Source organism: Hwangdonia lutea (assembly GCF_032814565.1).
Lineage (GTDB): Bacteria > Bacteroidota > Bacteroidia > Flavobacteriales > Flavobacteriaceae > Hwangdonia > Hwangdonia lutea.
Window position 1 is genome coordinate 2,893,032 of sequence record NZ_CP136521.1, and the last position, 23,061, is coordinate 2,916,092.

Sequence of the window (23,061 nt, forward strand, 5' to 3'; positions counted from 1 at the left end):
AATACTTGGAAACCATTCTAGTTTAAACAGGAAATTGGAGTCCTAAAACTTCCTATGCTTCAAAATAATATACAGTATCAGTTTAGGGAATATTCATATATTTAATCGTAACCATTTGATTGTTAGCTATTTTTTGTTAACTTTATAAATTAAATTAATGTCACCTACATGGCATTAATATCCCTATTGAATTTTTTTATTAGTATTTATATACCCTAAATCATCTCATTAAAAAGGAGCGGTTTTTATAATTGTTTTATGCTTTAAACCATCCTTTTGATATGAAGATGATATACGTAGGTGTATTAGGTATGTATTTTATGTTATCACATTAAAACCTAAATACTATGATTCTCAAACGCGCTTCCCATATTCCGCCAAACCAAGTTGCATTTACGGCATTGGCTTTAAATGATGCAGATGTCCATAACTACACTGAGGTTTCTAACACCAAAACCATAAACCATGACTAAAAAAGCCAAAATAATAGGTGTAGAACGGGAGGTTGCAAACATAGATTACATTGTACCAAACACCCTCGACCAAAAATTCGAATTAAAATCTTATATCGAAGTATCTTCGAAGCGCTCAAAAAACACATTGAATACAGTGGTTTTTGAAGAAAACGATTTGGTGGCCTTACAATTTACCGATAATACGGAATGGATAGGGCATCCCGAGGATGTTCAAGCCATTTACGATAAAAAAACTTTAACAAAACGTTCGCTTTCCAGTGAAGATTATGTTTTTGATATTCAAATCATTTCTGAAGATGCCAGTCGTGGATTTATTAAACGTGCCATGGTTAAGGTTTTTAGTGTTTTTAAACCCATATCAAAAGCTAAAAACAAAGTCGAGATGGGGATTCAAAAATTGGCAGAAGCTTACGATAATCGAATGCAATCACACCCAGGTTTGTATCAGATTAACGACAAATTCAATAGGATAGAATACACCAAAAACCTAGATATATCCCGACCTATTTTACTCTTATTGCACGGTACTTTATCAACCACCAACGATGCGTTTTTTAAACTCAACGATAATAACGATACGTGGAACGATATGGTGTCACTTTACGACAATCAAATTTTGGCACTCGAGCACCATACACTATCTGTAAGTCCGCTGCAAAACGCTTTAGATTTTTTAAACGATTGTCCCAAGGGCTGTAATTTGGATATTTTAAGCCATTCCCGTGGCGGTTTGGTAGCCGATATTTTAGCGAAATGCGATCACCGCAATCCAATTATTGGTTTTAGTAAAAATGAAATAGGCATTTTAAGCTCTGATGAGGATGAAGCGGGCAATCAAGCGTTGATGCAAGCCATCAATAAAATAGCGAAAACCAAGAAAATTACAGTAAACAAAGTAGTTCGGGTTGCGGCACCTTCCAGCGGAACAACCATTTTATCGCGTCGTGTCGACCATTTTTTCAATCTCTTTTTAAACGCTGTATCGTTGGCATTTGGAATAGGCAATCCTATTTACCATGCCGTAAAAGCCTTTTTATTGGAGTTGGTAAGCCAAAAGGAAAACCCTGAGGTATTGCCCGGTTTAAATGCGATGATGCCCGAGTCGTTATTTCAAAAAATGATGAATGCTTCAGATACCTCAGTAGTCAGCGATTTGTACAACATTGCTGGTGATGCCGATGTTGGTGGCATTAATTTTAATTCGTTAAAGGTTATTCTAGCGAATCTGTTTTACAAAGCCGATAACGATTTGGTAGTCGATACCAAACGTATGGAGCATGGTGTAAAACGAAATGAAGGCATTTATAAATATTTGGTAGAAGGAAGCAGTACCAATCATTTCAATTACTTTTCTGCCGATAATTCCAGCGCTGCCATTATTGAAGCTTTAAGAGCGAACGAAAACAACCCAACCGCATTATTTACCAAACATGTTTACACCGAGGGTGAGCGCGGTATATTGTTGGATGCGCTGTCTTTAGAAGGGGTTAGTCTAAAAACCAAAAGCGACGGTATTACTAAAGATATCGTAATTATCGTGCCCGGAATTATGGGCTCTACGCTTACCAATAATAAGGAAGACCAATGGGTAGATATGCGTGAATTGAATCGGGGAGCCATTGTTAAAAAACTCAATATCGATGCCAAAAAAGTGGATGCCAGTGGGGTTATAAAAAAATATTATTACCCATTGGCTGAACATTTATCTGAAAAATATGATGTGATTACGTTTGAGTTTGATTGGCGAAAATCGGTGAGAGAGGCTGCCAAACAATTGCAAATACAACTGGAAGATTTCATGCAATCAACTAGTGGTAAAATACATATTATAGCACACTCCATGGGTGGTTTGGTAGTACGACAATGCATGATCGACCATTCCGATACTTGGTCTAAATTTAAAGAGAACGTGCAAAACCGATTCGTCATGTTGGGCACACCTTGGTTGGGTTCGTATTTAATTATGGAAGTGCTCACCGGCCACAGCAAACGCGTTAAGCAATTGGCATTTATTGATTTTAAGCACAACCGCAGTGAGCTGTTGAAGGTTTTTTGGAAATTCCCTGGGGTTTTTGAGTTATTGCCGATTGAAGACGACGATGTAAAACGACCCTTTTGGCAGCAAAATTTTTGGAAATCGATTGATTCGAAAACCAATTTAAAGCACATGCCGGAGCCCAAGGATAATGCCCAATCGCTAAAAGATTTTAAAGCCTATCGCGATACCATTAAAAAGTTTTTAGAAGAAGATTTAACCAACGACCATTTTAGGAATATTTATTACATCTGCGGACAATCAGACCAAACGGTTTTTGATTACGAGTTTAAGAATCGTTTTCTGTCGAAATACAAAAAGCTGGTTTATAAAGCAACCTCGCACGGCGATGGCAGCGTGACTTGGAAAACAGGTATTCCCAAGCAATTGCTAAATACCTCAAATTTATATTACACACATACATCGCATGGCGATTTAGCTAATGAAGCATATATATTCCATGGTATTTCAGATATTTTGGAATCTGGTAGCACCAATAGATTAAGCAATCAACAGCCCGCATCGCGCAGCGGAGAAATTATTTCGGAAGTCTTCGAATCTCCAGAACCGCTTCATGATTCACAGGCAGTAGTAGAAGCACTGTTTGGCACCCATAAAAAAAGCGAACCAGAATCGGAATTCTTTAATGTAAAAGTAATTCACGGCGACTTAAAAATGTCGGCTTACCCCGTTATGGTTGGCCATTTCTTTATGGATCTTATTTTAAGCTCAGAAAAAGCTTTGGATGGTTATTTGGACAACCGATTGTCGCAGCGTTTAGGTATTGGTTATTATCCCGGAAAAATTGGCGAAAGCGAAGTGTTTTTCAATCTTAAAACACAACCCAAAGGAGCCATTGTGTGCGGTTTGGGCAGTTCAAACGGGTTAACGTCCTATGTGCTTTCCAAAACGGTAAAACAAGCGGTACTCAAGTACGCGATGTTTATGCGCGATAATTACACCTTGCCACAAGCCAAAAAGTACGCTACCGGAATTTCGTTTGTTTTAATGGGCATTGGCTACGGCAAATTGCCTATTGAAGATTCCATAAAAGGCATTTTATTGGGTGTTGCTGAAGCCAATAAACTAATTAAAAAAACAGGCGAAGGCTTAAAACTTATCGAGAATATTGAAATTGTAAATTATTACGAATCCATTGCAAGTGAAGCCTATTTCAGTTTAACCCGACTTTATAATATTGATAATCGGGTGGCATTTAATTACACCAAAGGCATTGCAAGACGCCCCGGAGCTAAGAAGCGAAAAATATTTCAAAATGAAGCCTACGACAGATGGTTTAATCTTCAGATAACCAGTATTTTGGATAATGATGAAAATACGGATGAAACCGAAACAGTAACTGGGTTTAAATACGATGCATCCTATGGATTGGCAAGGGTTGAACAAGAAATGGTTAATGTTGGTTTACATAAAATCAATCATTTGTTGGAGGAAATGTCAGTCAGTTCAAGTTGGGATCAAAGATTATCTAAATCATTATTCGAAATGTTGATTCCCAATGATTTCAAAAACACCTTCCGAAATCAAAATAACTTGGTTTTAAAACTTGATAAATGTGCTGCTCAAATTCCTTGGGAATTATTGCACGATTGCCACATTACCGATGTTCCGGCCTCGGTAGATTCGAGTTTTATAAGGCAATTGGTTACCGAAGATACCACCCGTTTTAACCAAGTGGCGCTAAACAATATAGAGGCTTTTGTGGTAGGCGACCCTATTTACAATCAAGAAAATCTACAACAACTCCCTGCCGCCAAAGCAGAATCAGAGTGGGTATCAAATCAATTGTCAAAAGATGGATATCAGGTTAATCTGCTGTTAAATTCCAACGCAAAACACATTATGATGGAGCTGTTTAGCAAACATTATAAGATGATGCATTTTGCGGGTCATGGTATTTACGACCCCGAAAATAATAATGTGGGCATTGCCATAGGTGGCGGTATTTGTATTGATCCGGCTATGATAAATCAAATTGGATACGTACCCGAATTCGTGTTTATAAACTGCTGTTTTTCAGGCGTTGTAGATGCCCAGGACGATAAATACAGCCAAAACCGATACCGTCTTGCGGCCAACATAGGCACCCAGCTTATTGAAATGGGCGTAAAAGCGATTGTAATTGCTGGTTGGGCAGTTGACGATGCGGCTGCCAAGGTGTTTTCAGAAACGTTTTATAAGTGCATGTTAAAGGGATACGATTTTGGTAGTGCCGTAAAATCCGCGAGATTTGAATGTTATCAAGAACACAAACACAGCAATACTTGGGGCGCTTATCAATGTTACGGCAATCAGTTTTATAAATTCGATACCAGACAAAAATCGAATAGACAGCTTCAAGAATATGTGGTGGCCTCTCAGGTGCATACCGATTTAGATAATTTACTGATTTCCATTCGTGATAAAAAAGTAGATGAAAAAACGGCACTTATCAAATTAGATGCCTATATCGATAAGGCCGAAGCCTCCAACTTACTAGATGCGATGGTATTGGAAAAAGAAGCCCTTATTTACGACGAATTGGGCAATACCGAAGTGGCATTCCAAAAGTATAAAGGCCTCTTTGAGTTTGATAATGGCAACTACTCCATAAAAGCTTTAGAGCAATATTGCTTGGTACAATCCTATCGATTAAAAAGTAATATTGAATCTTTAATAGAATCAGATGCAAAAGAAAAGATTAGCAATGCCGTTACCACATATCTTGATGAAATACGATTGCTCACCTTGGCCGGTAGAAATGCCAGCAGGTTAAACATAGTTGGGAATGCCTATAAAATCTCTGCAAAATATTTAGATGGTGTCAAGAAAATCGAGCAATTAAAAACGGCATATGCGTATTACAACGAAGCAATGGAAATGGCATCAGATAAACACAGCGGCCAGTATTTAAATGCCCTATCCAACATGTTGTTTGTGGGTTATATTCTGGAACAGTTGGGCGACGATAAGCTTTTAGACCGATTACAAACAAATAAGACTTTCGAAAAAGTAACCGATTTATCAAAGTTCTTAAAAGATTTCCGTCAAGAATTAGATGATTTTGATAAGGAAGATCTTGATATTTCCGTCCTCATTGGTATGACAGAAATAAGCTATGCTATTTTATTGATATCCGAAAACAATGATGATCACCAAGACCAACATATACTAAAATGGTATAAAGATATATTCAATCAAATTTACAGTCCGCGCTATATAAATATTGAAATCTCTCAAATCGATTTCTTGTTAGAATATGTTGAAAATGAAGAGGTTGCGGAGTGTTTAGGCGTTATAAAAACCGAATTAATAAACCTTTTAAAACAATAAACTAATGGCTGTATTATATTTAGGAAGTTGCGATGCTGGAAAAACACCAAGTAGCAGAAAAGAATTTCTTAAACCGTATCATATCGATGGTTTGCTTATCAATAAAGTGTCCTTTAGAGATGATGACAGAACCAAATGGCGTTCCTTTCGAGAAGGCACGGGTGATGATGTTTTAAAGCTGCAACGATTTTTATTTAATGCCGGTTTTATGCCCCGCAGCGCTTTTGATGGTGTTTTTGGGTATGTAACCCAAGCTTCCGTCAGGTTGTTTCAAGAGTATGTGCGCACCATGGAAGGTGTTAGCAGCATGGTGCCTGATGGGGTAGTGGGTAGCGGAACGTTTGGGCATATTACACGTTGGGAAAAAGAAAACAAGGTTTCAGATTGGGGGAAAATGTCCAGTCAGAATCCGTCTAAATCCTATTCAGATTGGATGCAGTTGTTACAACAAGCCAAACAGCATTACACGAATAACCCAGGCCCTATTTTACAGCATTTAAACAAGTTGCCTAATACCTATTCCACCAAAAAACCTTCAGAATGGACGTTCAATACAAACGATATTCATCTTATTGGCATCCGAAGAAAACAAACCGAAAGCGCCGTTAGACGGGAAAATGATGATTTGTTTGTGTTGCTCATCAATGGGATGGCATTTACCTTTTGGGGTTCTACCGATGCCAGCGTAAATATGGCAAAACGGAAAGACGAAGCGTTTTTAATTGAAGGGCAACACCTTTATCGTTTCGGGTGGCATAAAATATCGGTTGAAAGTAAAATTTACCGCGCTTTAAAACCTAAAAACCCCAAAGGTGTTATGATTATTAGGGATTGGGACAATGACAATGCCTACACCGACAAAGACATACAAGTTAAAGATAATCAAGGTAATGTAAAAGGCTTGCGCGTAAATCCGTCTATTAATATCCATTGGACCGGGATTGGGCGCTCAAATTTCTCGGCAGGGTGTCAGGTAATCGCTGGTAAAAGCTATTTAAACCATAAAAACGAATTACAGGATTGTTCCAAATTTGCTTCAAGTAGTTATAGCGGATTAACAACTTCAAACAAAAAAACCAAGGGCGCTTACAATGTGTTTACCGATTTAATATTGTGTTACGCGCCAAAACAGGTTACGCATTTGTATTATACCCTGGGGCGCGAAGCTTCATTGGATTTGTCGCATAATTTTGGAAGCCAATATGCCGAGGAGGTGCTAAATAGATTAAAATCTGTTTAAGTTTTTTTAAATGAATATCAATCAAACTTAAAAAAATCATGAAAAATACAACGAAAATACTCACTTTAATAAGTATGTGCCTGTTTTTTGCATCTTGTTATTCCGTAAGGCTCCGAAGCATAAATGGTGCGCCGCAACCAGATCCGTTAATGTTGGGTGACGATTATTATCGCGGTATGGAAGTGGTAACGCTCGATACCGTAATTAAAATAGATATCACTTCAAAAGATTTTACATATCTGATAAAAGAAACCGATAAATGCAAATCGGGCAAGCTGCACACCGTAGAATTTAAAAACACCTTTGGTGGTTCGCTTTTAAGTTTGGTAACTTTTGGAAGAAAACGCAAAATGAAAGTAAAATACGTTTGTATGAAACCAACAAATTAAAGTTATGGCAACCACAAGAACACATGCATTAAAAAAATGGGATACGCTGCACAACAATGGCCCGTTTCCGTTAAAAACGCTTTATGTAACCGAGTTGGAAGGCGATGGAAACATACCCGATAAAATAGATCGTTATAACGATGCCGCCACAGAAATCCAAAGGCTTATAAAAGAAACGAATGCAGACAACCAAGGGTTTCGAGCTTATGGGTCGGCGTGGTCCATGAACCACATTGCACACCATAAGGACCGAATGCACTACAATGGGTTTATGAATATTCATGTACCAATGGTTGCAGAGCATCTTCACACAAACACCCGATTTGATGCTTCGAACTTATTTTTATTTGAGTGCGGAACGATTATTAAACGGGTATCCGAAGTGCTTTCCGCTCACGGTAAATCCTTAAAAACTACGGGTGCCAGTAATGGGCAAACCATTGCGGGCTGTATTTCTACGGGTGTTCACGGTTCGGCATTACAGGTTGGCGCCGTACAGGATTATGTGGTGGGGCTTAATTTGATTATTGGTCCAAACGAAAACGACATCGTTTATTTAGAGCGCCACACAGACCCCGCATTAAACGATAATTTTGCCAAAAGAATAAGTAAAAGAATCATCCGGAACGATAAACTTTTTAATGCGGCTTTGGTGGGCTTAGGGTCGTTTGGGTTTATTCATGGTATTGTGATTGAGGCAGAACCCCGATTTTTATTAAAGCGTTATGTTAAAAGAATAAATAAAAGCACAGCACTTCAATTGGCTGATACCTTAGATTTTAAAAATTCATCATTTAAAATCCCAGAAGAAACCGATGCTCAGGGTTTCGGTCTTACACCTTATCACTACAAAGTATTCATCAATCAATATAGTAACGAACCCAATTATGTGGTAGAATTAATGTATAAAAAGCCTTATGTGGCCGATTATAAAGACCCATTTCCCATCATCAAACAATCATTGTATCGCGATTTAATCCACTTATTCACCAAAATGGCCGAACATTTTCCAAAAAGTATACCGTGGTTGGTAAAACGATTGAGAAAAACCATTTTGCCAAAAGTAGATGAAGAATTAACAGGCACCTTACCCGAAATTTTTTGGGATGCACCCTATCAAGGGCCAGCTTTTGCCTGTTCGGTTGGGGTAGACCATAAAAATTCATCAAAGGCATTAAAACTGCTTGCCGATTTAACAAACAACGAAGGGCCTATTCCCGGGATTTTCGCAATGCGCTTTGTAAAACAAACCCAAGCAACATTGGGTTTTACAAAATTTCCTGTAACCTGTATGCTGGAAATTGATGGTGTACTTTGGAATAAAACCAGAAAAATTATGAGCCTCACCGAATTTTCAAGACGCATTATTGAGGTTTTAAAAGAAAACGATATTCCGTTCACCATACATTGGGGAAAAAATAGCGATTGGGCATTTCCAGATTTGGTAAATCTCATGTTTGATGCCGCTAAAATTAATGAATGGAAAGCTTGTAGAAGTGCTTTATTGAGTGATGATATGGCAGAATTATTCTCAAATAAATTTTTAAAAACCATTGGGTTGGCTGATAAAGAATTGACTATAAACGAGGATTTAATAGCATCATTGTAAAACTAAAATTATGGAAGGCAAACCAAATTTTCCGTTCAAAACATTAATCTGGGCCGTATTTGCCATATTAGCCATTTTAATGTTCAGAACCGAACTCAAGCAACTTATTACCAATACGGAAGAGTTTAGTCTTTTTGGTATTGAAATAAAGGCGAGCGAAGAAAAAGCAAATAAATTGAATGATTCCATCCAGAATTTTGAAACTACAATTGCCGAATTATCAACCCAATTAACCAACCAGCAAAATAAAATTAACGATTTAGATAACCTTAAAAAGCAATTGCAAAAAGATTTGGAAAATTGTCCCGAAGCCCAAGCAGCTTCAATGAAATTTAATGCACAGGTCTCCAAAATAGTTGATGCCAATAAAGATTTAAAATATAAATCGGATAAATTGATAAATACCAAAATACTAAAAAGTATGAGCTATAATGTGAAGCTGATTGTGCCTTCAAATATGGTAAACGCTGATGTTTTTGTTGATGGAAAACAGGCGAATATTGTAAGCAAATCAGGGATTTTTATAACCGTTAGTGTGGTTAAGAAAAATAGCAGTCACCGTTTTGAATTAAAAGATGGAAACAAGCGCTGTGTTACCAACCAGTTGATTACAAAAAACGAAACCGAATTACCAATGGTTTGTAATTCTTAAATCTGTTTCAAAAATATTGAATAATGAAAATAGAAACCCCATGAGAAATAATATTAACTTGTTTATTAAAAGCTTAAGCCTTATACTATTTGTGGCCACACAATTGGTAGTTCCCTTGCAAGCTCAAAATACGAAAACAAATGTGTACGTATGGGATTTTAAAACCAACGACCAAACCATTGAAAAATATGCCGAAAAATTTACAGACGATTTTGAAACCGAACTTATTAGGCTGGATAAATACACCGTATTACAACGTCGGAACCACAATTTGGTTCTGACCCACCGAAACATGGAAAACACTATTTCCAACGTTAAAAACTTACCCACTGAAACTGTTAATAAATTAAAAACCATTAAAGCGGAAATGGTGGCTTTTGGCGAATTAACGGAAGATGTAGATAGTGGTATTTACGAAGTTACGGTGTTTTTCCAAAATTTAAGCAATGGCGAAATTCCGAAAAAAGAAAATGTTATTATAGCCAAAGATCAGATTGGGAGTAATTCCAGCAGAAAGGCATACATGAAAAGTTTAATAAAAAAGCTTCATGCAAAAGAAATATTAGAAGCAAAAAGTGAACAATTCAGTTTTATTTCAAAAAAAATGGACACTTATATGATTAGGGTTAAGGATGTTCAAACAGCGTTTGATGACACTATCGATATTGCTATAGAGAATCAAGAATTCTTTAAAGATTTAGATAGTACGATTAAAGCGTACAACAGCATTTATTCTGATTTAAGTGATAATAGTGAAAAATATATTTTGGATTTTGAATCTGTTTTCGGAAAAGCCTATGGAAAAGATTTCGAATCGGTTTACAAGGGTATTAAGGAAGGCATTCATAAAAAGCACATCCTTAAACTTAATGCCATCAGAAAGAAAATATGGGATTATCAAAAAAATCAGAATAACAAAAAAGAACGCGAAAGGATAAAGAAAGAAATAATAAGAGACTCAAAAAATTCAACCATAGGATTAAACACGGCTATTGATAATGTTGAAGACGACATGGACAAGCTTTTTTCAAACATCAAAGAAGACTTGAGAGCATCATAAAATAAATAAAAAACTCACAGATATGGAAACGCTTAATGTAATTAAAAAATCAATCGTAATAACCTTCGTAAGTATTATTTTGGCCTGTGGCGCCGAAACTTTGGCAGCCATTGTTTTTATTCCAGCTTTCACTGCAACATGGCCAGACGCCAATGATATTGAACATCGAGTTAATATACAGAGCAATGATGAAGGAAAAGAATCCGGTATCATTTTTGGTGACGAGCAACACGATAGCGACTCTGATAAAAGAGGGGATTTAACAGGGAAATTTGATGGGCTGAATATTGAAATTACCATAGAAAGACCAACGGGAAATATAACCTATACTGGTAAGATGATACCCACTAGCGATGAAGATCACCAAATAATCAGAATGGAATTTAGCTCAAATGAAGACAATTTAATTTTAGAGTTTTAAATAAAAATAAAAAACTCAGGTTTAAGCATTAATTACATATGAAAAAAATACGTATTCTGTCTATAGATGGCGGCGGTATCAGAGGCATCGTTCCCGGTATTATCCTGTCGTACATAGAAACCCAATTAAAGGAAAAAACGGGCGATCCTAAAGCTTCGGTTGGTGCGTATTTCGATTTTATTGCTGGTACAAGCACTGGTGGCATTTTATCTCTATTATACGTATGCCCCGATAAAAATGGAAACTTTAAATACGGGGCCAAAGATGCCCTTGGGATTTATTTGGATTTGGGCGACGATATTTTTGAATTGTCCTTAATAAAACAAATACAGAGCTTGGGCGGTATTTCAGATGAAAAATACTCGGAGTTGGAACTCGAAAACGCCCTCGATCAATTTCTTGGAAAAACCACCCTTGGAAAAGCATTGCGCCCTTGTTTGATAACCAGTTACGATATTGGCAACCGCCAAAGTTTTTTCTTTTCAAGTCTCAACGCCAAAGATGAGGTTTACGATTTTTTAATGCGCGATGTAGGTCGGGCAACCTCGGCAGCGCCAACCTATTTTGAGGCGGCAAGGATAAAATCTGTTTTCGGAGCACCCTACGCCTTGGTCGATGGCGGCGTGTTTGCCAATAATCCCTCGTTGTGTGCTTATGCCGAAGCGCGAACCATTAATTTTTCAGAAGTGTTAAACAACCCAGAAAAACCCGATAAGCCCAGTGCTAAAAACATGCTTATTGTTTCCATTGGCACGGGCTCCGTGAAACGGCCATATACCTACGATGAGTTTAAAGATGCGGGCATGGTAAAATGGATTAGGCCTTTAATTGATATCATGATGAGCGGCAATGCCGAAACCGTAGATTACCAGCTTAAAAAAATATTCGAAACTTTGCCCAAAAAGCACTGTCAAGATTATTATCGCATTCAACCAAAACTCATAAATTCCAATCCCGAAATGGATAAAGCCGATAAAGCAAACATCATAGCTTTACAAGAAGATGGGTTTTTAGCCGTAGCCGACAATAAAATACTGCTCGACGAGATAGTTGATAAGCTTATTGAAAATGCTTAAAATCCGTTGAGCGACACCTTTAATATTAATTTCTTTGGCGTTACCCCAATCCCGATAGCTATCGGGACCCTAACGCGGGCACCACGTTTTCAATGTTAAAAACCATAAAATCCCTAAAAATGGGGATTGTCCAAACAACTTTTAATAAATACCTTTCCAAATAGTCAAAAAACGCTTGCTTGGGCAAGTGTTGTAAAATGTTCATCGTTATGGTTTTTGAAGTGCTACAAATTATAACCGAAGAGGTCAATAATTATCTTGGAGGCAGTCCCGTGTCGCTCGACAATATTGCCACGGTAGCCTCAGAACAAGGTGATAATACGGGAGCTTCAACAGATATCATCTTAACATTACTTAATTTACAAGAAGAATCAACGCTTAAAAACAAACCCAATTATGCGGTTGAAGGCACGCGTATTACGTATAAAAACAATATTGTAAACCTTAATCTTTACATTCTTTTTAGTGCCACTAACGATAAGTATGATGAGGCGCTAAAAAACCTCTCCAAAATCATCGGGTTTTTTCAAGGTAAAAAAGTATTTACCCAAGCCAACAGCATTTACAACAGAGACGATGTGTCGATGAGCAACATTTCCAATTTCAGGTTTGTGGTCGATTTGTTCACCCCAACTTTCGAGGAGCTCAACTTTGTTTGGGGCACCTTGGGTGGCAAACAAATTCCGTCCGTTATGTACAAAGTGAGTTTGGTAGAAATAGAACGCGAAGCGATATTGGGCAAAGGCGATTTAATAAGTCAGGTACACGGCGATATAACACACAAAAACTAATGGCTTTTAACACCACATATAAACCACTATTTGAAATAGAATTGCTGCACGATTATTTTTTGAATGATGGTGCTACGGCGTTTTCAACATTAAGTGATGCCGACAAAAAAAAACGGTTAAGTCTGCTTGATATTTCAGAGTTTATAGAGGTTGTACCATCGCAGAATACAATCCAGAAAATGGCGGGCCATAAAATTGTTTTTAAAACTCGCAAAACCGGATTATCAGCCTATTGTAAAGTGGCAAACGCTTCACAAAACACACCGTTTATTCCGTTACCGAGCGATTTGGCATTAACTTTTATAATGAAGATTGCCGATCCTTTTTTTGGCAATTACACCGATTTGACAACGAGTAGTCCCAATATCTTCTTTTTCGGGAACACCAAACCAAGCACCGAAGGAGGTGGTTTTCAATTCATTGCGAAAAGCACCGATAATACTCAGATAACAGATGCTTACCAATTGTCTACCGCTGGTACAACAGCACAATTAAAAAAATTGAAAAGCCCGAACACTATAGGTGTTTACGGAATTATTGAGCTTGCTATGACGGGTGATGCCAGCGATTTAAGTATACTAACCACACTTGGCGATTTAAGAAGCCAATTGCCCACATTTAAAATTCATTTTAAAAATAGAGAAACGTTTTGGCGTTACAAACGCGTTTCAGACGATTCAGAAATTTTCACAACAGCAACGGTAAATCCATTAACCAAATACGGTTTTATTGAGGTGGTTCATGCGGGCGATAAATTTCCAAATCCTAGCGCCAACCATCTCATTCCAGATAATAATAACTTTTTTTCAGAAATATACATTTAAATTAAGAAACCATGGCAAAAACGTACAGAACACCAGGAGTTTACGTCGAGGAAATTTCAATATTCCCTCCTTCGGTAGCTCAAGTAGAGACCGCAATACCTGCATTTATTGGCTACACAGAAAAAGCTGATAAAGACACCAATAGCCTCGTGCTAGAACCCACAAGAATAACGTCGCTTTTGGAGTACGAAACGTACTTTGGTAAAGCGCTTAACGAGGCCAACATAACCGTAACTATTGACGATGAAATTGATAGCACCGGACCAACGTTGCTAAACCGTAAAATTTCTGTGGCCGAGGGCAGCACCCAACCCTATTTAATGCATTACGCCATGCGTATGTATTTTGATAATGGCGGTGGCCCGTGTTACATCACATCTGTGGGCGACTATACGGCAAGCATCAGTTTAACTGATTTAACCAATGGGCTAAATGCCGTTAAAGCTTTCGACGAGCCCACGCTATTCGTGTTCCCAGATGCCATAAATATCGGTACGGCTGCGAACTATTATACCTTAATTAATAGGGCAATGACCCAATGCGTCGAGTTGGGCGACCGCTTTACCATTATCGATATGCACGGCAACGATAGTGCTAATTTAAGAAGCAGCAATACCTTGGGCAGCGGCACCGACCTTTTAAAATACGGTGCTTCGTACCATCCATTCCTTAAAACGGTATATAATTATGCCTTTGATGCTGCCGATGTTACCATAGCGCATAACACGGTTGACGAATCTGCAACTGTGGGTACGGGTCAGTTTGATGGCGATAATTTAAGTGATTTAGAAGATAGCACTTCGGCGTCCTTTGATTTGGTAACCTTCAATCAAATTAAGTTGGAAATAAACAAAAAGACCGTCACTTTACCACCTAGTTGTGCTATGGCAGGTATTTATGCAAAAGTAGATAGCAGTCGTGGTGTATGGAAAGCACCGGCCAATGTTTCGGTAAGTTCCTGTTTAGAGCCCACTATAAAAATCACACACGAACAGCAAGAAGGTTTGAATATTGATACTTCGGGTAAATCCATAAATGCCATTCGCACCTTTGCGGGAAAAGGCGTTATGGTTTGGGGCGCGCGAACCCTTGCGGGGAACGACAACGAATGGCGATACGTACCGGTACGACGCTTTTTTAACATGGTTGAAGAATCTGTAAAAAAAGCCACCGAGCAATTCGTTTTCGAGCCAAATGATGCCAATACTTGGATTAAGGTACGGGCCATGATCGAGAATTTTTTAACCCTACAATGGCGTGCAGGTGCTTTGGCCGGAGCAAAACCCGAACAAGCTTTTTATGTTCGTGTTGCTTTGGGCGAAACCATGACGGCACTCGATATCTTGGAAGGCCGCATGAATGTTGAAATAGGAATGGCCGTGGTACGTCCAGCAGAATTCATCATTCTTAAGTTCTCTCATAAAATGCAAGAAGCATAATTTTTAATACATCATATTAATTTAAAAAACACAAAATCATGGCAGATTATCCGTTAGCAAAATTTCATTTCTCAGTAGATTGGGGAGGAACAAAAATAGGTTTCACCGAAGTTTCAGGACTCGATGTAGAAACCGAAGTTATCGAGTACAGAGACGGCTCAAGTCCCGAATACAGCAAAATAAAAATGCCCGGGATGCAAAAATTTTCAAATATCACTTTAAAACGTGGCACGTTTAATAGCGATAACGAATATTACGACTGGTGGAACACCGTAAAATTAAATACCATTGAACGAAGAGATATTACTATAAATCTTCTAAATGAAGAGCACGAGCCAGTAGTTACTTGGAAAGTAAAAAATGCATGGCCTTCAAAGGTGCAATCCACAGACCTTAAAAGTGATGGCAACGAAACCGCCATAGAATCGGTAGAAGTTGTACACGAAGGGTTGGTTATTCAAAATGATTAAATATGGGATTGTTACCGCCTATTACGAGCTTTCATTTTTCGGTGATTTTTCTCGATTTGCAGCCCAATATCGAAATTGGGTTTCAATCCGTGAGCGGACTTTCGGGTACTATTGAAACAGAAACAATTGCCGAAGGTGGCGAAAACCGATTTAAACACCAGCTTCCAACGGGCATTACGTTTCCTAATTTGGTGCTAAAACGAAGTTTGCAAATAAGCTCGAGCGTAACGGCTTGGTGCGAAGATGCTATTGAGAAATTCATCTTTAAACCCATCGATTTGTTGGTTATTCTCCACAACGAGCAGCACCTGCCCTTGTATTCTTGGAAAGTGGTTCATGCCATTCCGGTAAGTTGGTCGGTGTCCGATTTTAATGCCGAAAACAGCGAATTGGCCATTGAAAGTTTAGAGCTAAAATACCAATATTACCAGTCTATTTCAGCAAACGACGTTATACCATTTTAAGTTTTCAAAATTATGCCCATTGAAATTAAAGAATTACATGTTAAGATTAATGTCGATAACGATATCGATAAAAAGTCCAAAACCAGAGCGAACTCAACAAGTAATAAAGAACAAATTGTTGCAGAATGTGTAGATCAAGTTATGCAAATAATATCAAATTCTAAAGAACGATAAACCATGTTTTCAACAGGCGAACTTACCAAATTAAAGATTATTGCTTATAGCGACGACACGTTTGAGAACGAGGTTAGCGATGGCGAATTTACCACGCTAATCAATCCGGAAAAATATGCGTTTAATTATAAAATTGAACAAAACGAAGAACAAGCCCAAGGCACCAGCGCAACGGCGCCAGGGTTTAATAAAATTCTGCCAGAGCATCTTGATATTAATTTTGTTTTCGACCGAACAGGGGCTATTAGAACCTCAGAGGTTTCCGATGATGGTGTGATTAAAGACGTCGACAAGTTCAAAAAAGTAGTTTTTGATTATAACGGCGATCAGCACAAACCCAATTACCTGAAAATTTCTTGGGGCACCTTGCTTTTTAAGGGTACGCTATTGGAAATGACCGTTGATTACAAACTATTTAACCCCAACGGTACGCCCATCCGCGCCATGGCAAATGCAAAATTTCAACGTTTTGTAAGCGATGAGCTCAGGGTGGCCGAAGAAAACAGCCAATCTCCAGATTTAACCCACCTTCGGACAGTAAAGAATGGCGATACATTACCGTTGATGTCCTACCGAATTTATGGCGATTCAAAATACTATTTAGAAGTGGCAAAAGCCAACGGGATTACCAATTTTAGGCAATTAGCCATTGGCCAACAATTGGTATTTCCTCCATTAGAGAAAACCTCGTAAATTATGAATAACAGCAGAACCATACAAACCTCCAAAAGTCCGGATCTCATCACATTTAAAGTGCTTGTGGAAGGCGAGGAGCTTTCAAAAAAGCATCAGGTTAAACACATTTTGGTCAATAAAGAAGTGAACAGAATTGGGTCTGCAACAATAACATTGATTGATGGTGATGCGGCAAAACAAGACTTCCAGTTAAGTAATGAAGATTTGTTGATTCCAGGAAAAAAAATAGAGATTACTGCGGGATATCATTCCGATGAAGAAACCATTTTTAAAGGTATCGTTATTAAACATAATTTAAAAATCAGAGCCAATTCCTCGGTGCTTATTATCGAATGTAAAGACGAGGCTGTTAAGCTAACCATCGGCAGGAAAAGCAACTATTATTACGAGAATACAGATAGCGCTATTTTTGAAACCATTATTGATGCCTATGGTTTAGAAAAGGATGTAGAAAGCACCAACCAAACACATAAAGAACTTGTGCAATACCATACCTCCGATTGGGATTTTATAGTATCTCGAGCACAAGCTAACGGGAAATTGTGTTTTACTGATGATGGTAAAATAACGATTATGAAACCCACTGTTGATGACGAAACGATTGAAACCATTAGCTTCGGAGCCACTTTATTGGATTTTGATGCCGAAATCGATGCCAGAAGCCAAGTAAAAAAAGTATCGAGTTATGGTTGGAATCCTGCGGATCAGGAAATTATTGAAATTGAAGCTAACGACCCGAATGTGCAACTCAATGGAAACCTGTCGTCATCCGATTTGGCAGCTACTATAGATTTAGAAAATTTAGAGTTAAGGCACGGTGGTGAGGTTAGCGATGTTGAATTACAGGATTGGGCAGATGCCAAAATGCTGTTTCAACAATTGGCAAAGGTTCGTGGCAAAGTGAAATTTCAAGGTATTCCGTCCGTTAAACCCGGGACTTTATTAAAACTTGAAGGTGTGGGCGACCGATTTAATGGCAAAGTATATGTAACGGCCATAAGACATCAAATTGCAGAAGGCAATTGGACGGTCGATGCGCAATTTGGATTGAATCCAGAATGGTTTTCCGAAACTTTTGATATTAATCCGCAGCCCGCTTCGGGCATTATTTCAGCAATAAACGGACTGCAAGTGGGCATTGTTTCTCAATTGCAGGACGACCCCAATGGCGAAGACCGCATTTTAGTTCAATTGCCCATAATCAATAACGAAGAACAGGGCATATGGTGCAGAGTATCCTCGTTGGATGCCGGTGATTCCAGAGGGGCATTTTTCAGACCCGAAATAAGCGATGAGGTGATTGTCGGTTTTATTAACGACGATCCCAACGATGCTATTGTATTGGGTATGCTTCACAGTAGCGCGAAACCAGCACCCGTTGTGGCATCAGATGATAACCACGAAAAAGGGTTTATATCGCGCAGCGAGATGAAAATTATGTTTAATGATGATAAAAAATCAATCACCATCGAAACTCCGGCGGGAAAAAAAATAACCATGGATGAAGACGCGGGAAGTATTGTGATTGAAGATGACAACTCCAATACGCTCACTTTGGATTCCAGCGGTATTGCTATGGAAAGTGCTGGTGATATTCAAATAAAAGCAAGTGGCGATGTTAATATAGAAGGTAGCAATGTAAACGCCAAAGCGAACATTCAATTTAAGGCAGAAGGTTCTGCTGGTGTAGAAATGTCGTCTAGTGCAACGGCAGTTTTAAAAGGCTCTTTGGTGCAGATTAATTGAAGCCTTAAATCATAAAAAAGTTTTTAAAATAAAGAATTAGTAATAAAAATAAATAATAATACAATATGCCAGCAGCAGCAAGAGTAGGCGATATGCATACTTGTCCCATGGTTAATCCGGGGCCAGTGCCACACGTTGGCGGCCCAATTTTACCGGCAGGTGAGCCTACTGTACTTATTGGGGGTATGCCAGCGGCACGGGTAGGCGATATGGCAGTTTGCACAGGTCCTCCTGATACCATTGCAGCGGGTTCTGCAACGGTTTTAATTGGTGGTATGCCGGCAGCGAGAATGGGCGACTCCACCGCACACGGTGGTGTAATCGTATTGGGCTTGCCCACGGTTTTAATAGGATAATTATGGATAATAACACATCATTTTTAGGAACAGGTTGGAGCTTTCCGCCGGAATTTGACAGGTCTAAAAAAACGGTCGTGATGACTTCAGATGAACTTGATATTAAAAAAAGCCTCGAAATCCTTTTGGCCACAAGATTGGGTGAGCGCATCATGCAGCCCACATACGGTTGTAACCTGGAGGAGTTGATGTTCAAGTCTTTAAACGTCACTTTAAAAACCTTTGTTATCGATTTGATTAAAACCGCAATCCTCTACCACGAACCACGGATTGATGTTGAAAACATTGACATCGACCCCACCAACGAATTACAGGGCGAACTGCTTATCGAAATCGATTATCGCGTACGAGCCACAAATTCCAGGGCCAATTTAGTGTATCCGTTTTACAAAGCTGAAGGCACCGAAACTTAAAAATTAAAGTAACCCATGAGTAAAGATTGCAACCATAACAACATCCTTTTAAAGCGAAACGGGACTAGCCAGGGCCAAAGGCGCATTGATGCGCTCAGTCCAGATACCGTAAAGCTTCACGATTTGAGCATCGAGGATTGGATGGCGTTTGCTCATGCGTTTGCAGAAAACGTTAATTATTTTGATACTGAAACCCATATTACAGATGGAAACTGGCAACGATTTTTTGTTGAAAAGGAGGCTATTCAAAATCTTTTATTGGAAGCGGAAACGAACAAAGACTTAAATCCGCATCTCACATTATTCGTTTGTTTTTTAAGACTGATGGAGTTAAGTCAAAATCGCTTGAACAATCTTTCAAAAAGACATCTTGATTTTTATTATAAAGAAGTCCTTAAACTCAGCAATAAACAAGCGGTACCAGATAAAGTGCATCTGCTTTTTGAGTTGGCTAAAAATGCTTCGGATGTTAGGGTTGAAGCAGGCACCGCAACCGATGCCGGTAAAGATGCCAATGGTAACAAAAGAATCTATAAAACCCAAAACGAACTCATTGTTAATAGTGCCAAGGTAAGCGCATTAAAAAACGTATTGCATAAACAAGGTACTGGTGTTAAATATTCTGAAATCGCCAATTCCTTTGATGGATTGGGAGGCGATTTCCCTGACGATAACGTTACTTGGTGGCCGTTCGGTCATCCCAATTTTAAAGATTCGGACGGGTTTCCCAACCTTCCAAATGCCAAATTGGGTTTTGCCATAGCATCGCCCATATTATTGCTAAAAGAAGGATTGCGAACCATTACCTTCAGCATCACTTTTGGTTCCAATTTACCGTCCGCACCATCAAAAAAAATATCCGATAACGTTTTTGAGGTGTTGCTCAGTGGCGAAGCAGAATGGATTTCCGCTCCAATTGATACGGTTAATTCTTCCGTAGAAAAAAACACTTTAAAACTGGTTGTTGAAATTCCCGAGGCCACCGACCCCATTGTACCTTACGATAAAACTGTTCTACTGGAAAATTTTACATCGGCAAACCCCATAGCCCGATTTTTGTTTAAAACCGGCGATGATGAATTTGGTTATGATTTTTATGAATTTTTAAGCGGAGCCATTGTAACCGAAATTAAAATTGATGTGGATGTAAAAAACATGCAGGATATTGTGCTTGAAAACGATTTGGGCCGCTTGGACGCATCGAAACCTTTTTTTCCATTTGGGCCACAGCCTGTTAGGGATTCTAAATTTTATATCGGTTGCCAAGAGGCATTGAATAAACCGTGGACTGAGGTTAAGATTGACATGCAATGGAAGGACACGCCGCTTTACGAAAGCGCATCTGAAAACGACCATTTCAGGGAGCATTATTTGGCCTATCGAAAAGGCCATCTTAAAAATCTATCTAAAAATACTTATACGCTGAGTACCGATGATTCACCGGATACTATTGATGATAGTGATTTGATTGTACCAGATTCAGACGCCTTTAAAATCAATTTGGAAGTGCTTGCACAAAAAAATTGGGACCAAAAAATTACGGCCGGCACATTATTTAACCAAAACGAAAACGGCAGTTATAGTTCTAATTTTACAATTTCGAGCACACAGGATGGCAGTTCGGGCAAGGGGTCAAAAACAGTTTCAAAACCAAAAAAAACAAAAGGGAGCGGTTTTATGGAGCGCATTGCCGGATTCGGCAAGTTGCGAAACAGTACCGTTCACAACGATTTTTTAAAGGTTTTCAATAATTCTTTTTTCGATTTTAGGGATGCTATTTCCGAAGGTGTATCGGGGCTTTTCGATAACCCGATCCAGCAAGAAAGTTTTTCTTCAAATGCCAAAAAGGGGTTTATCCGTATCGCTTTATTACAGTCTTTTCTGCATGATTTTTTTCCAAGAATATACGCCATAGCCTTATCTAAAAAAGAAGAGGAAAAAGCTTTGATTCCCAACGAACCCTATACGCCATTAGCAGAAAGTATCAGTATTGATTACAAAGCTTCGGTATCCAAAACTTTTAATTTATCGGCAACTTCCGATAGTTTAAAACAAAATTTAGGCAATTATTTAGATGAGTCTTTGGAGCTGTTCCACGAACATCCGTTTGGGCAGTCCGAACAGCACATCTATTTAAAAACCAAACACGAATTTTTAGGCACAAAAACACAATGTACGTTGGTGCCAAAATGTGATAAAGGTGCTTTGTTTATAGGTCTTGAAAACGTCAAACAGCTTCAGCAAATAGCGTTATTAATACAAGTTTTAGAAGGTAGCGAAAACCCCGAATACGAGGGGGAGCAAACCTATCAAGGCAACGAAAAACAGGGTTGGTATATTTTAAGTCAGGACGAATGGAAACCGTTAAATAATGATTTTATAGTTTCTAACAACACCGATAATTTTCTGAAATCGGGCATCGTAAAAGTGTCCATTCCAAAAGAGGCCACGAGCAACAATAATCGAATTCCGGGAGATTTATTTTGGATAAAAGTAACCAACACCAAAGCCTTTGATGCGGTTTGCCAATTAGTAAACATCCACACCCAAGCCGAAGTGGCTGAATTTTACAACAACGATAATGAGTTTTCACATCTCGAAAACGGATTACCCGAAAAAACCATTTCGAAATTAGTGGAACGAAAGGCCACCTTAAAAGGCGTAACCCAACCCTACAGTTCGTTTGATGGGGTGCCCAAGGAAACCGATACCCAGTTTTATAGACGTGTTAGTGAGCGACTGCGCCACAAACAAAGGGCCATTACAATATGGGATTACGAGCAGTTAATTCTTCAGCAATTTCCAAAAATTTATAAAGTGAATTGTTTAAAGCACACCTTTGGCGATTCGGAGTTGGCACCAGGATTTGTAACTGTTATCGCCATCCCAAACATCATTAACCAAAATATTTTTGATGTTTATAAACCCCGAATCAGCAAAGCAAAACGTAACGAAATTCAAAGTTTTATCAACGGTTTAAACACGCTGCATGTTGATGCCTTTGTGGAAAATCCCATGTATCAAGAAGTTAAAATTGCATTGAAAGTGAAATTTTATGAAGGAAAGGACGAGAGCTTTTACAAAAAACAACTGCAAAAAGACATTTCGAAATTCTTGGCGCCATGGGCTTACGAAGAAACCGCCGAAATCAATTTTGGGCTAACATTGCACGAAAGCGTCGTGATTTATTACATCGAGCAATTGGATTATGTCGATTATATAAAAGATTTCGAATTGCTCGAAGAAACCAATAAAACCGATAATCAGGGCGAAGTGATATTTAATCCGGTGCGTGCCGTGGTGCCCGCCAATCAAAAAGTGATTTTAACCTCTGTAAAATATGAAAAACATGTTGTTGAAACGATAAGCACGAACGAATGTGTAACGACTTAAAGTA

At 38.6% G+C, this 23,061-nt stretch carries 21 protein-coding genes; 20 read left to right on the top strand and 1 reads right to left on the bottom strand.

The window, feature by feature from the left end; translation table 11 throughout:
• The first annotated feature begins 347 nt into the window (after positions 1 to 347).
• Genes RNZ46_RS12550 through RNZ46_RS12590 form a run of 9 tightly spaced genes read left to right on the top strand, consistent with a single transcriptional unit; the run spans position 348 to position 12,291 of the window.
• A complete protein-coding gene (locus tag RNZ46_RS12550; protein WP_316982510.1) occupies positions 348 to 473 on the top strand; it encodes a hypothetical protein in 126 nt (41 codons plus the stop codon).
• On the top strand, positions 466 to 5,844 hold the full coding sequence (locus RNZ46_RS12555) for a DUF7379 domain-containing protein (protein WP_316982511.1): 5,379 nt from the start codon (positions 466 to 468) through the stop codon (positions 5,842 to 5,844). Before RNZ46_RS12550 ends, RNZ46_RS12555 begins: the two co-directional genes overlap by 8 nt.
• 4 nt (positions 5,845 to 5,848) lie before the next feature.
• Entirely contained in the window at positions 5,849 to 7,084 is a 1,236-nt protein-coding gene (locus tag RNZ46_RS12560) for a peptidoglycan-binding domain-containing protein (RefSeq protein WP_316982512.1), read from the top strand.
• Between the two features lie 38 nt (positions 7,085 to 7,122).
• Complete coding sequence (locus RNZ46_RS12565) at positions 7,123 to 7,473, top strand: hypothetical protein (RefSeq protein WP_316982513.1); 351 nt, start codon at positions 7,123 to 7,125, stop codon at positions 7,471 to 7,473.
• A gap of 4 nt (positions 7,474 to 7,477) precedes the next feature.
• Complete coding sequence (locus RNZ46_RS12570; protein WP_316982514.1) at positions 7,478 to 9,082, top strand: FAD-binding protein; 1,605 nt, start codon at positions 7,478 to 7,480, stop codon at positions 9,080 to 9,082.
• Positions 9,083 to 9,092: 10 nt separating this feature from the next.
• Positions 9,093 to 9,734: a hypothetical protein gene (locus tag RNZ46_RS12575; protein ID WP_316982515.1), complete on the top strand. Its 642-nt coding sequence runs from the start codon at positions 9,093 to 9,095 to the stop codon at positions 9,732 to 9,734.
• Between the two features lie 40 nt (positions 9,735 to 9,774).
• Entirely contained in the window at positions 9,775 to 10,794 is a 1,020-nt protein-coding gene (locus RNZ46_RS12580) for a hypothetical protein (protein WP_316982516.1), read from the top strand.
• Between the two features lie 22 nt (positions 10,795 to 10,816).
• Positions 10,817 to 11,215, top strand: a complete 399-nt coding sequence (locus RNZ46_RS12585; protein WP_316982517.1) for a hypothetical protein — start codon at positions 10,817 to 10,819, stop codon at positions 11,213 to 11,215.
• Positions 11,216 to 11,253: 38 nt separating this feature from the next.
• A complete protein-coding gene (locus RNZ46_RS12590; protein WP_316982518.1) occupies positions 11,254 to 12,291 on the top strand; it encodes a patatin-like phospholipase family protein in 1,038 nt (345 codons plus the stop codon).
• 58 nt (positions 12,292 to 12,349) lie between these two features.
• Here the strand turns inward: RNZ46_RS12590 and RNZ46_RS12595 are convergent, their stop codons facing one another.
• Positions 12,350 to 12,496 (bottom strand): hypothetical protein, encoded by a 147-nt coding sequence (locus tag RNZ46_RS12595; RefSeq protein WP_316982519.1) that lies wholly within the window; start codon positions 12,494 to 12,496, stop codon positions 12,350 to 12,352.
• 4 nt (positions 12,497 to 12,500) lie between these two features.
• Between RNZ46_RS12595 and RNZ46_RS12600 the strand changes: the two genes are divergently transcribed.
• The 11 genes from RNZ46_RS12600 to RNZ46_RS12650 all read left to right on the top strand — a co-directional run bounded on the left by RNZ46_RS12600 (position 12,501) and on the right by RNZ46_RS12650 (position 23,057).
• A complete protein-coding gene (locus tag RNZ46_RS12600) occupies positions 12,501 to 13,082 on the top strand; it encodes a Pvc16 family protein (RefSeq protein WP_316982520.1) in 582 nt (193 codons plus the stop codon).
• Positions 13,082 to 13,906, top strand: coding sequence for a hypothetical protein (locus RNZ46_RS12605; RefSeq protein WP_316982521.1), 825 nt, complete (start codon positions 13,082 to 13,084; stop codon positions 13,904 to 13,906). The genes RNZ46_RS12600 and RNZ46_RS12605 overlap by 1 nt, the downstream gene beginning before the upstream one ends.
• A gap of 11 nt (positions 13,907 to 13,917) precedes the next feature.
• Entirely contained in the window at positions 13,918 to 15,345 is a 1,428-nt protein-coding gene (locus tag RNZ46_RS12610; RefSeq protein ID WP_316982522.1) for a phage tail sheath C-terminal domain-containing protein, read from the top strand.
• 38 nt (positions 15,346 to 15,383) lie between these two features.
• Entirely contained in the window at positions 15,384 to 15,815 is a 432-nt protein-coding gene (locus tag RNZ46_RS12615; RefSeq protein WP_316982523.1) for a phage tail protein, read from the top strand.
• A gap of 2 nt (positions 15,816 to 15,817) precedes the next feature.
• Positions 15,818 to 16,279 carry a phage tail protein gene (locus RNZ46_RS12620; RefSeq protein ID WP_316982524.1) on the top strand — a complete coding sequence of 154 codons (462 nt, stop codon included), beginning with the start codon at positions 15,818 to 15,820 and terminating at the stop codon, positions 16,277 to 16,279.
• Between the two features lie 12 nt (positions 16,280 to 16,291).
• On the top strand, positions 16,292 to 16,453 hold the full coding sequence (locus RNZ46_RS12625) for a DUF5908 family protein (protein ID WP_316982525.1): 162 nt from the start codon (positions 16,292 to 16,294) through the stop codon (positions 16,451 to 16,453).
• 3 nt (positions 16,454 to 16,456) lie between these two features.
• Positions 16,457 to 17,146, top strand: coding sequence for a CIS tube protein (locus RNZ46_RS12630; protein ID WP_316982526.1), 690 nt, complete (start codon positions 16,457 to 16,459; stop codon positions 17,144 to 17,146).
• 3 nt (positions 17,147 to 17,149) lie between these two features.
• Complete coding sequence (gene vgrG / locus RNZ46_RS12635) at positions 17,150 to 18,895, top strand: type VI secretion system tip protein VgrG (RefSeq protein ID WP_316982527.1); 1,746 nt, start codon at positions 17,150 to 17,152, stop codon at positions 18,893 to 18,895.
• Between the two features lie 65 nt (positions 18,896 to 18,960).
• On the top strand, positions 18,961 to 19,251 hold the full coding sequence (locus RNZ46_RS12640) for a PAAR domain-containing protein (protein ID WP_316982528.1): 291 nt from the start codon (positions 18,961 to 18,963) through the stop codon (positions 19,249 to 19,251).
• Positions 19,252 to 19,253: 2 nt separating this feature from the next.
• Complete coding sequence (locus RNZ46_RS12645; RefSeq protein ID WP_316982529.1) at positions 19,254 to 19,664, top strand: GPW/gp25 family protein; 411 nt, start codon at positions 19,254 to 19,256, stop codon at positions 19,662 to 19,664.
• A 15-nt stretch (positions 19,665 to 19,679) separates the two neighbouring features.
• Complete coding sequence (locus RNZ46_RS12650; RefSeq protein ID WP_316982530.1) at positions 19,680 to 23,057, top strand: baseplate J/gp47 family protein; 3,378 nt, start codon at positions 19,680 to 19,682, stop codon at positions 23,055 to 23,057.
• Positions 23,058 to 23,061 lie beyond the last annotated feature (4 nt).

What these genes read in the sequence shown, in the direction of transcription:
- RNZ46_RS12560 (WP_316982512.1), top strand. Translation starts at nt 5,849, where the DNA reads ATGGCTGTATTATATTTAGGAAGTTGCGATGCTGGAAAAACACCAAGT.
- RNZ46_RS12550 (WP_316982510.1), top strand. Translation starts at nt 348, where the DNA reads ATGATTCTCAAACGCGCTTCCCATATTCCGCCAAACCAAGTTGCATTT.
- RNZ46_RS12630 (WP_316982526.1), top strand. Translation starts at nt 16,457, where the DNA reads ATGTTTTCAACAGGCGAACTTACCAAATTAAAGATTATTGCTTATAGC.
- RNZ46_RS12575 (WP_316982515.1), top strand. Translation starts at nt 9,093, where the DNA reads ATGGAAGGCAAACCAAATTTTCCGTTCAAAACATTAATCTGGGCCGTA.
- RNZ46_RS12570 (WP_316982514.1), top strand. Translation starts at nt 7,478, where the DNA reads ATGGCAACCACAAGAACACATGCATTAAAAAAATGGGATACGCTGCAC.
- RNZ46_RS12650 (WP_316982530.1), top strand. Translation starts at nt 19,680, where the DNA reads ATGAGTAAAGATTGCAACCATAACAACATCCTTTTAAAGCGAAACGGG.
- RNZ46_RS12640 (WP_316982528.1), top strand. Translation starts at nt 18,961, where the DNA reads ATGCCAGCAGCAGCAAGAGTAGGCGATATGCATACTTGTCCCATGGTT.
- RNZ46_RS12610 (WP_316982522.1), top strand. Translation starts at nt 13,918, where the DNA reads ATGGCAAAAACGTACAGAACACCAGGAGTTTACGTCGAGGAAATTTCA.
- RNZ46_RS12615 (WP_316982523.1), top strand. Translation starts at nt 15,384, where the DNA reads ATGGCAGATTATCCGTTAGCAAAATTTCATTTCTCAGTAGATTGGGGA.
- RNZ46_RS12625 (WP_316982525.1), top strand. Translation starts at nt 16,292, where the DNA reads ATGCCCATTGAAATTAAAGAATTACATGTTAAGATTAATGTCGATAAC.
- RNZ46_RS12565 (WP_316982513.1), top strand. Translation starts at nt 7,123, where the DNA reads ATGAAAAATACAACGAAAATACTCACTTTAATAAGTATGTGCCTGTTT.
- RNZ46_RS12555 (WP_316982511.1), top strand. Translation starts at nt 466, where the DNA reads ATGACTAAAAAAGCCAAAATAATAGGTGTAGAACGGGAGGTTGCAAAC.
- RNZ46_RS12645 (WP_316982529.1), top strand. Translation starts at nt 19,254, where the DNA reads ATGGATAATAACACATCATTTTTAGGAACAGGTTGGAGCTTTCCGCCG.
- RNZ46_RS12580 (WP_316982516.1), top strand. Translation starts at nt 9,775, where the DNA reads ATGAGAAATAATATTAACTTGTTTATTAAAAGCTTAAGCCTTATACTA.
- RNZ46_RS12600 (WP_316982520.1), top strand. Translation starts at nt 12,501, where the DNA reads ATGGTTTTTGAAGTGCTACAAATTATAACCGAAGAGGTCAATAATTAT.
- RNZ46_RS12590 (WP_316982518.1), top strand. Translation starts at nt 11,254, where the DNA reads ATGAAAAAAATACGTATTCTGTCTATAGATGGCGGCGGTATCAGAGGC.
- vgrG (WP_316982527.1), top strand. Translation starts at nt 17,150, where the DNA reads ATGAATAACAGCAGAACCATACAAACCTCCAAAAGTCCGGATCTCATC.
- RNZ46_RS12595 (WP_316982519.1), bottom strand. Translation starts at nt 12,496, where the DNA reads ATGAACATTTTACAACACTTGCCCAAGCAAGCGTTTTTTGACTATTTG.
- RNZ46_RS12585 (WP_316982517.1), top strand. Translation starts at nt 10,817, where the DNA reads ATGGAAACGCTTAATGTAATTAAAAAATCAATCGTAATAACCTTCGTA.
- RNZ46_RS12605 (WP_316982521.1), top strand. Translation starts at nt 13,082, where the DNA reads ATGGCTTTTAACACCACATATAAACCACTATTTGAAATAGAATTGCTG.
- RNZ46_RS12620 (WP_316982524.1), top strand. Translation starts at nt 15,818, where the DNA reads ATGGGATTGTTACCGCCTATTACGAGCTTTCATTTTTCGGTGATTTTT.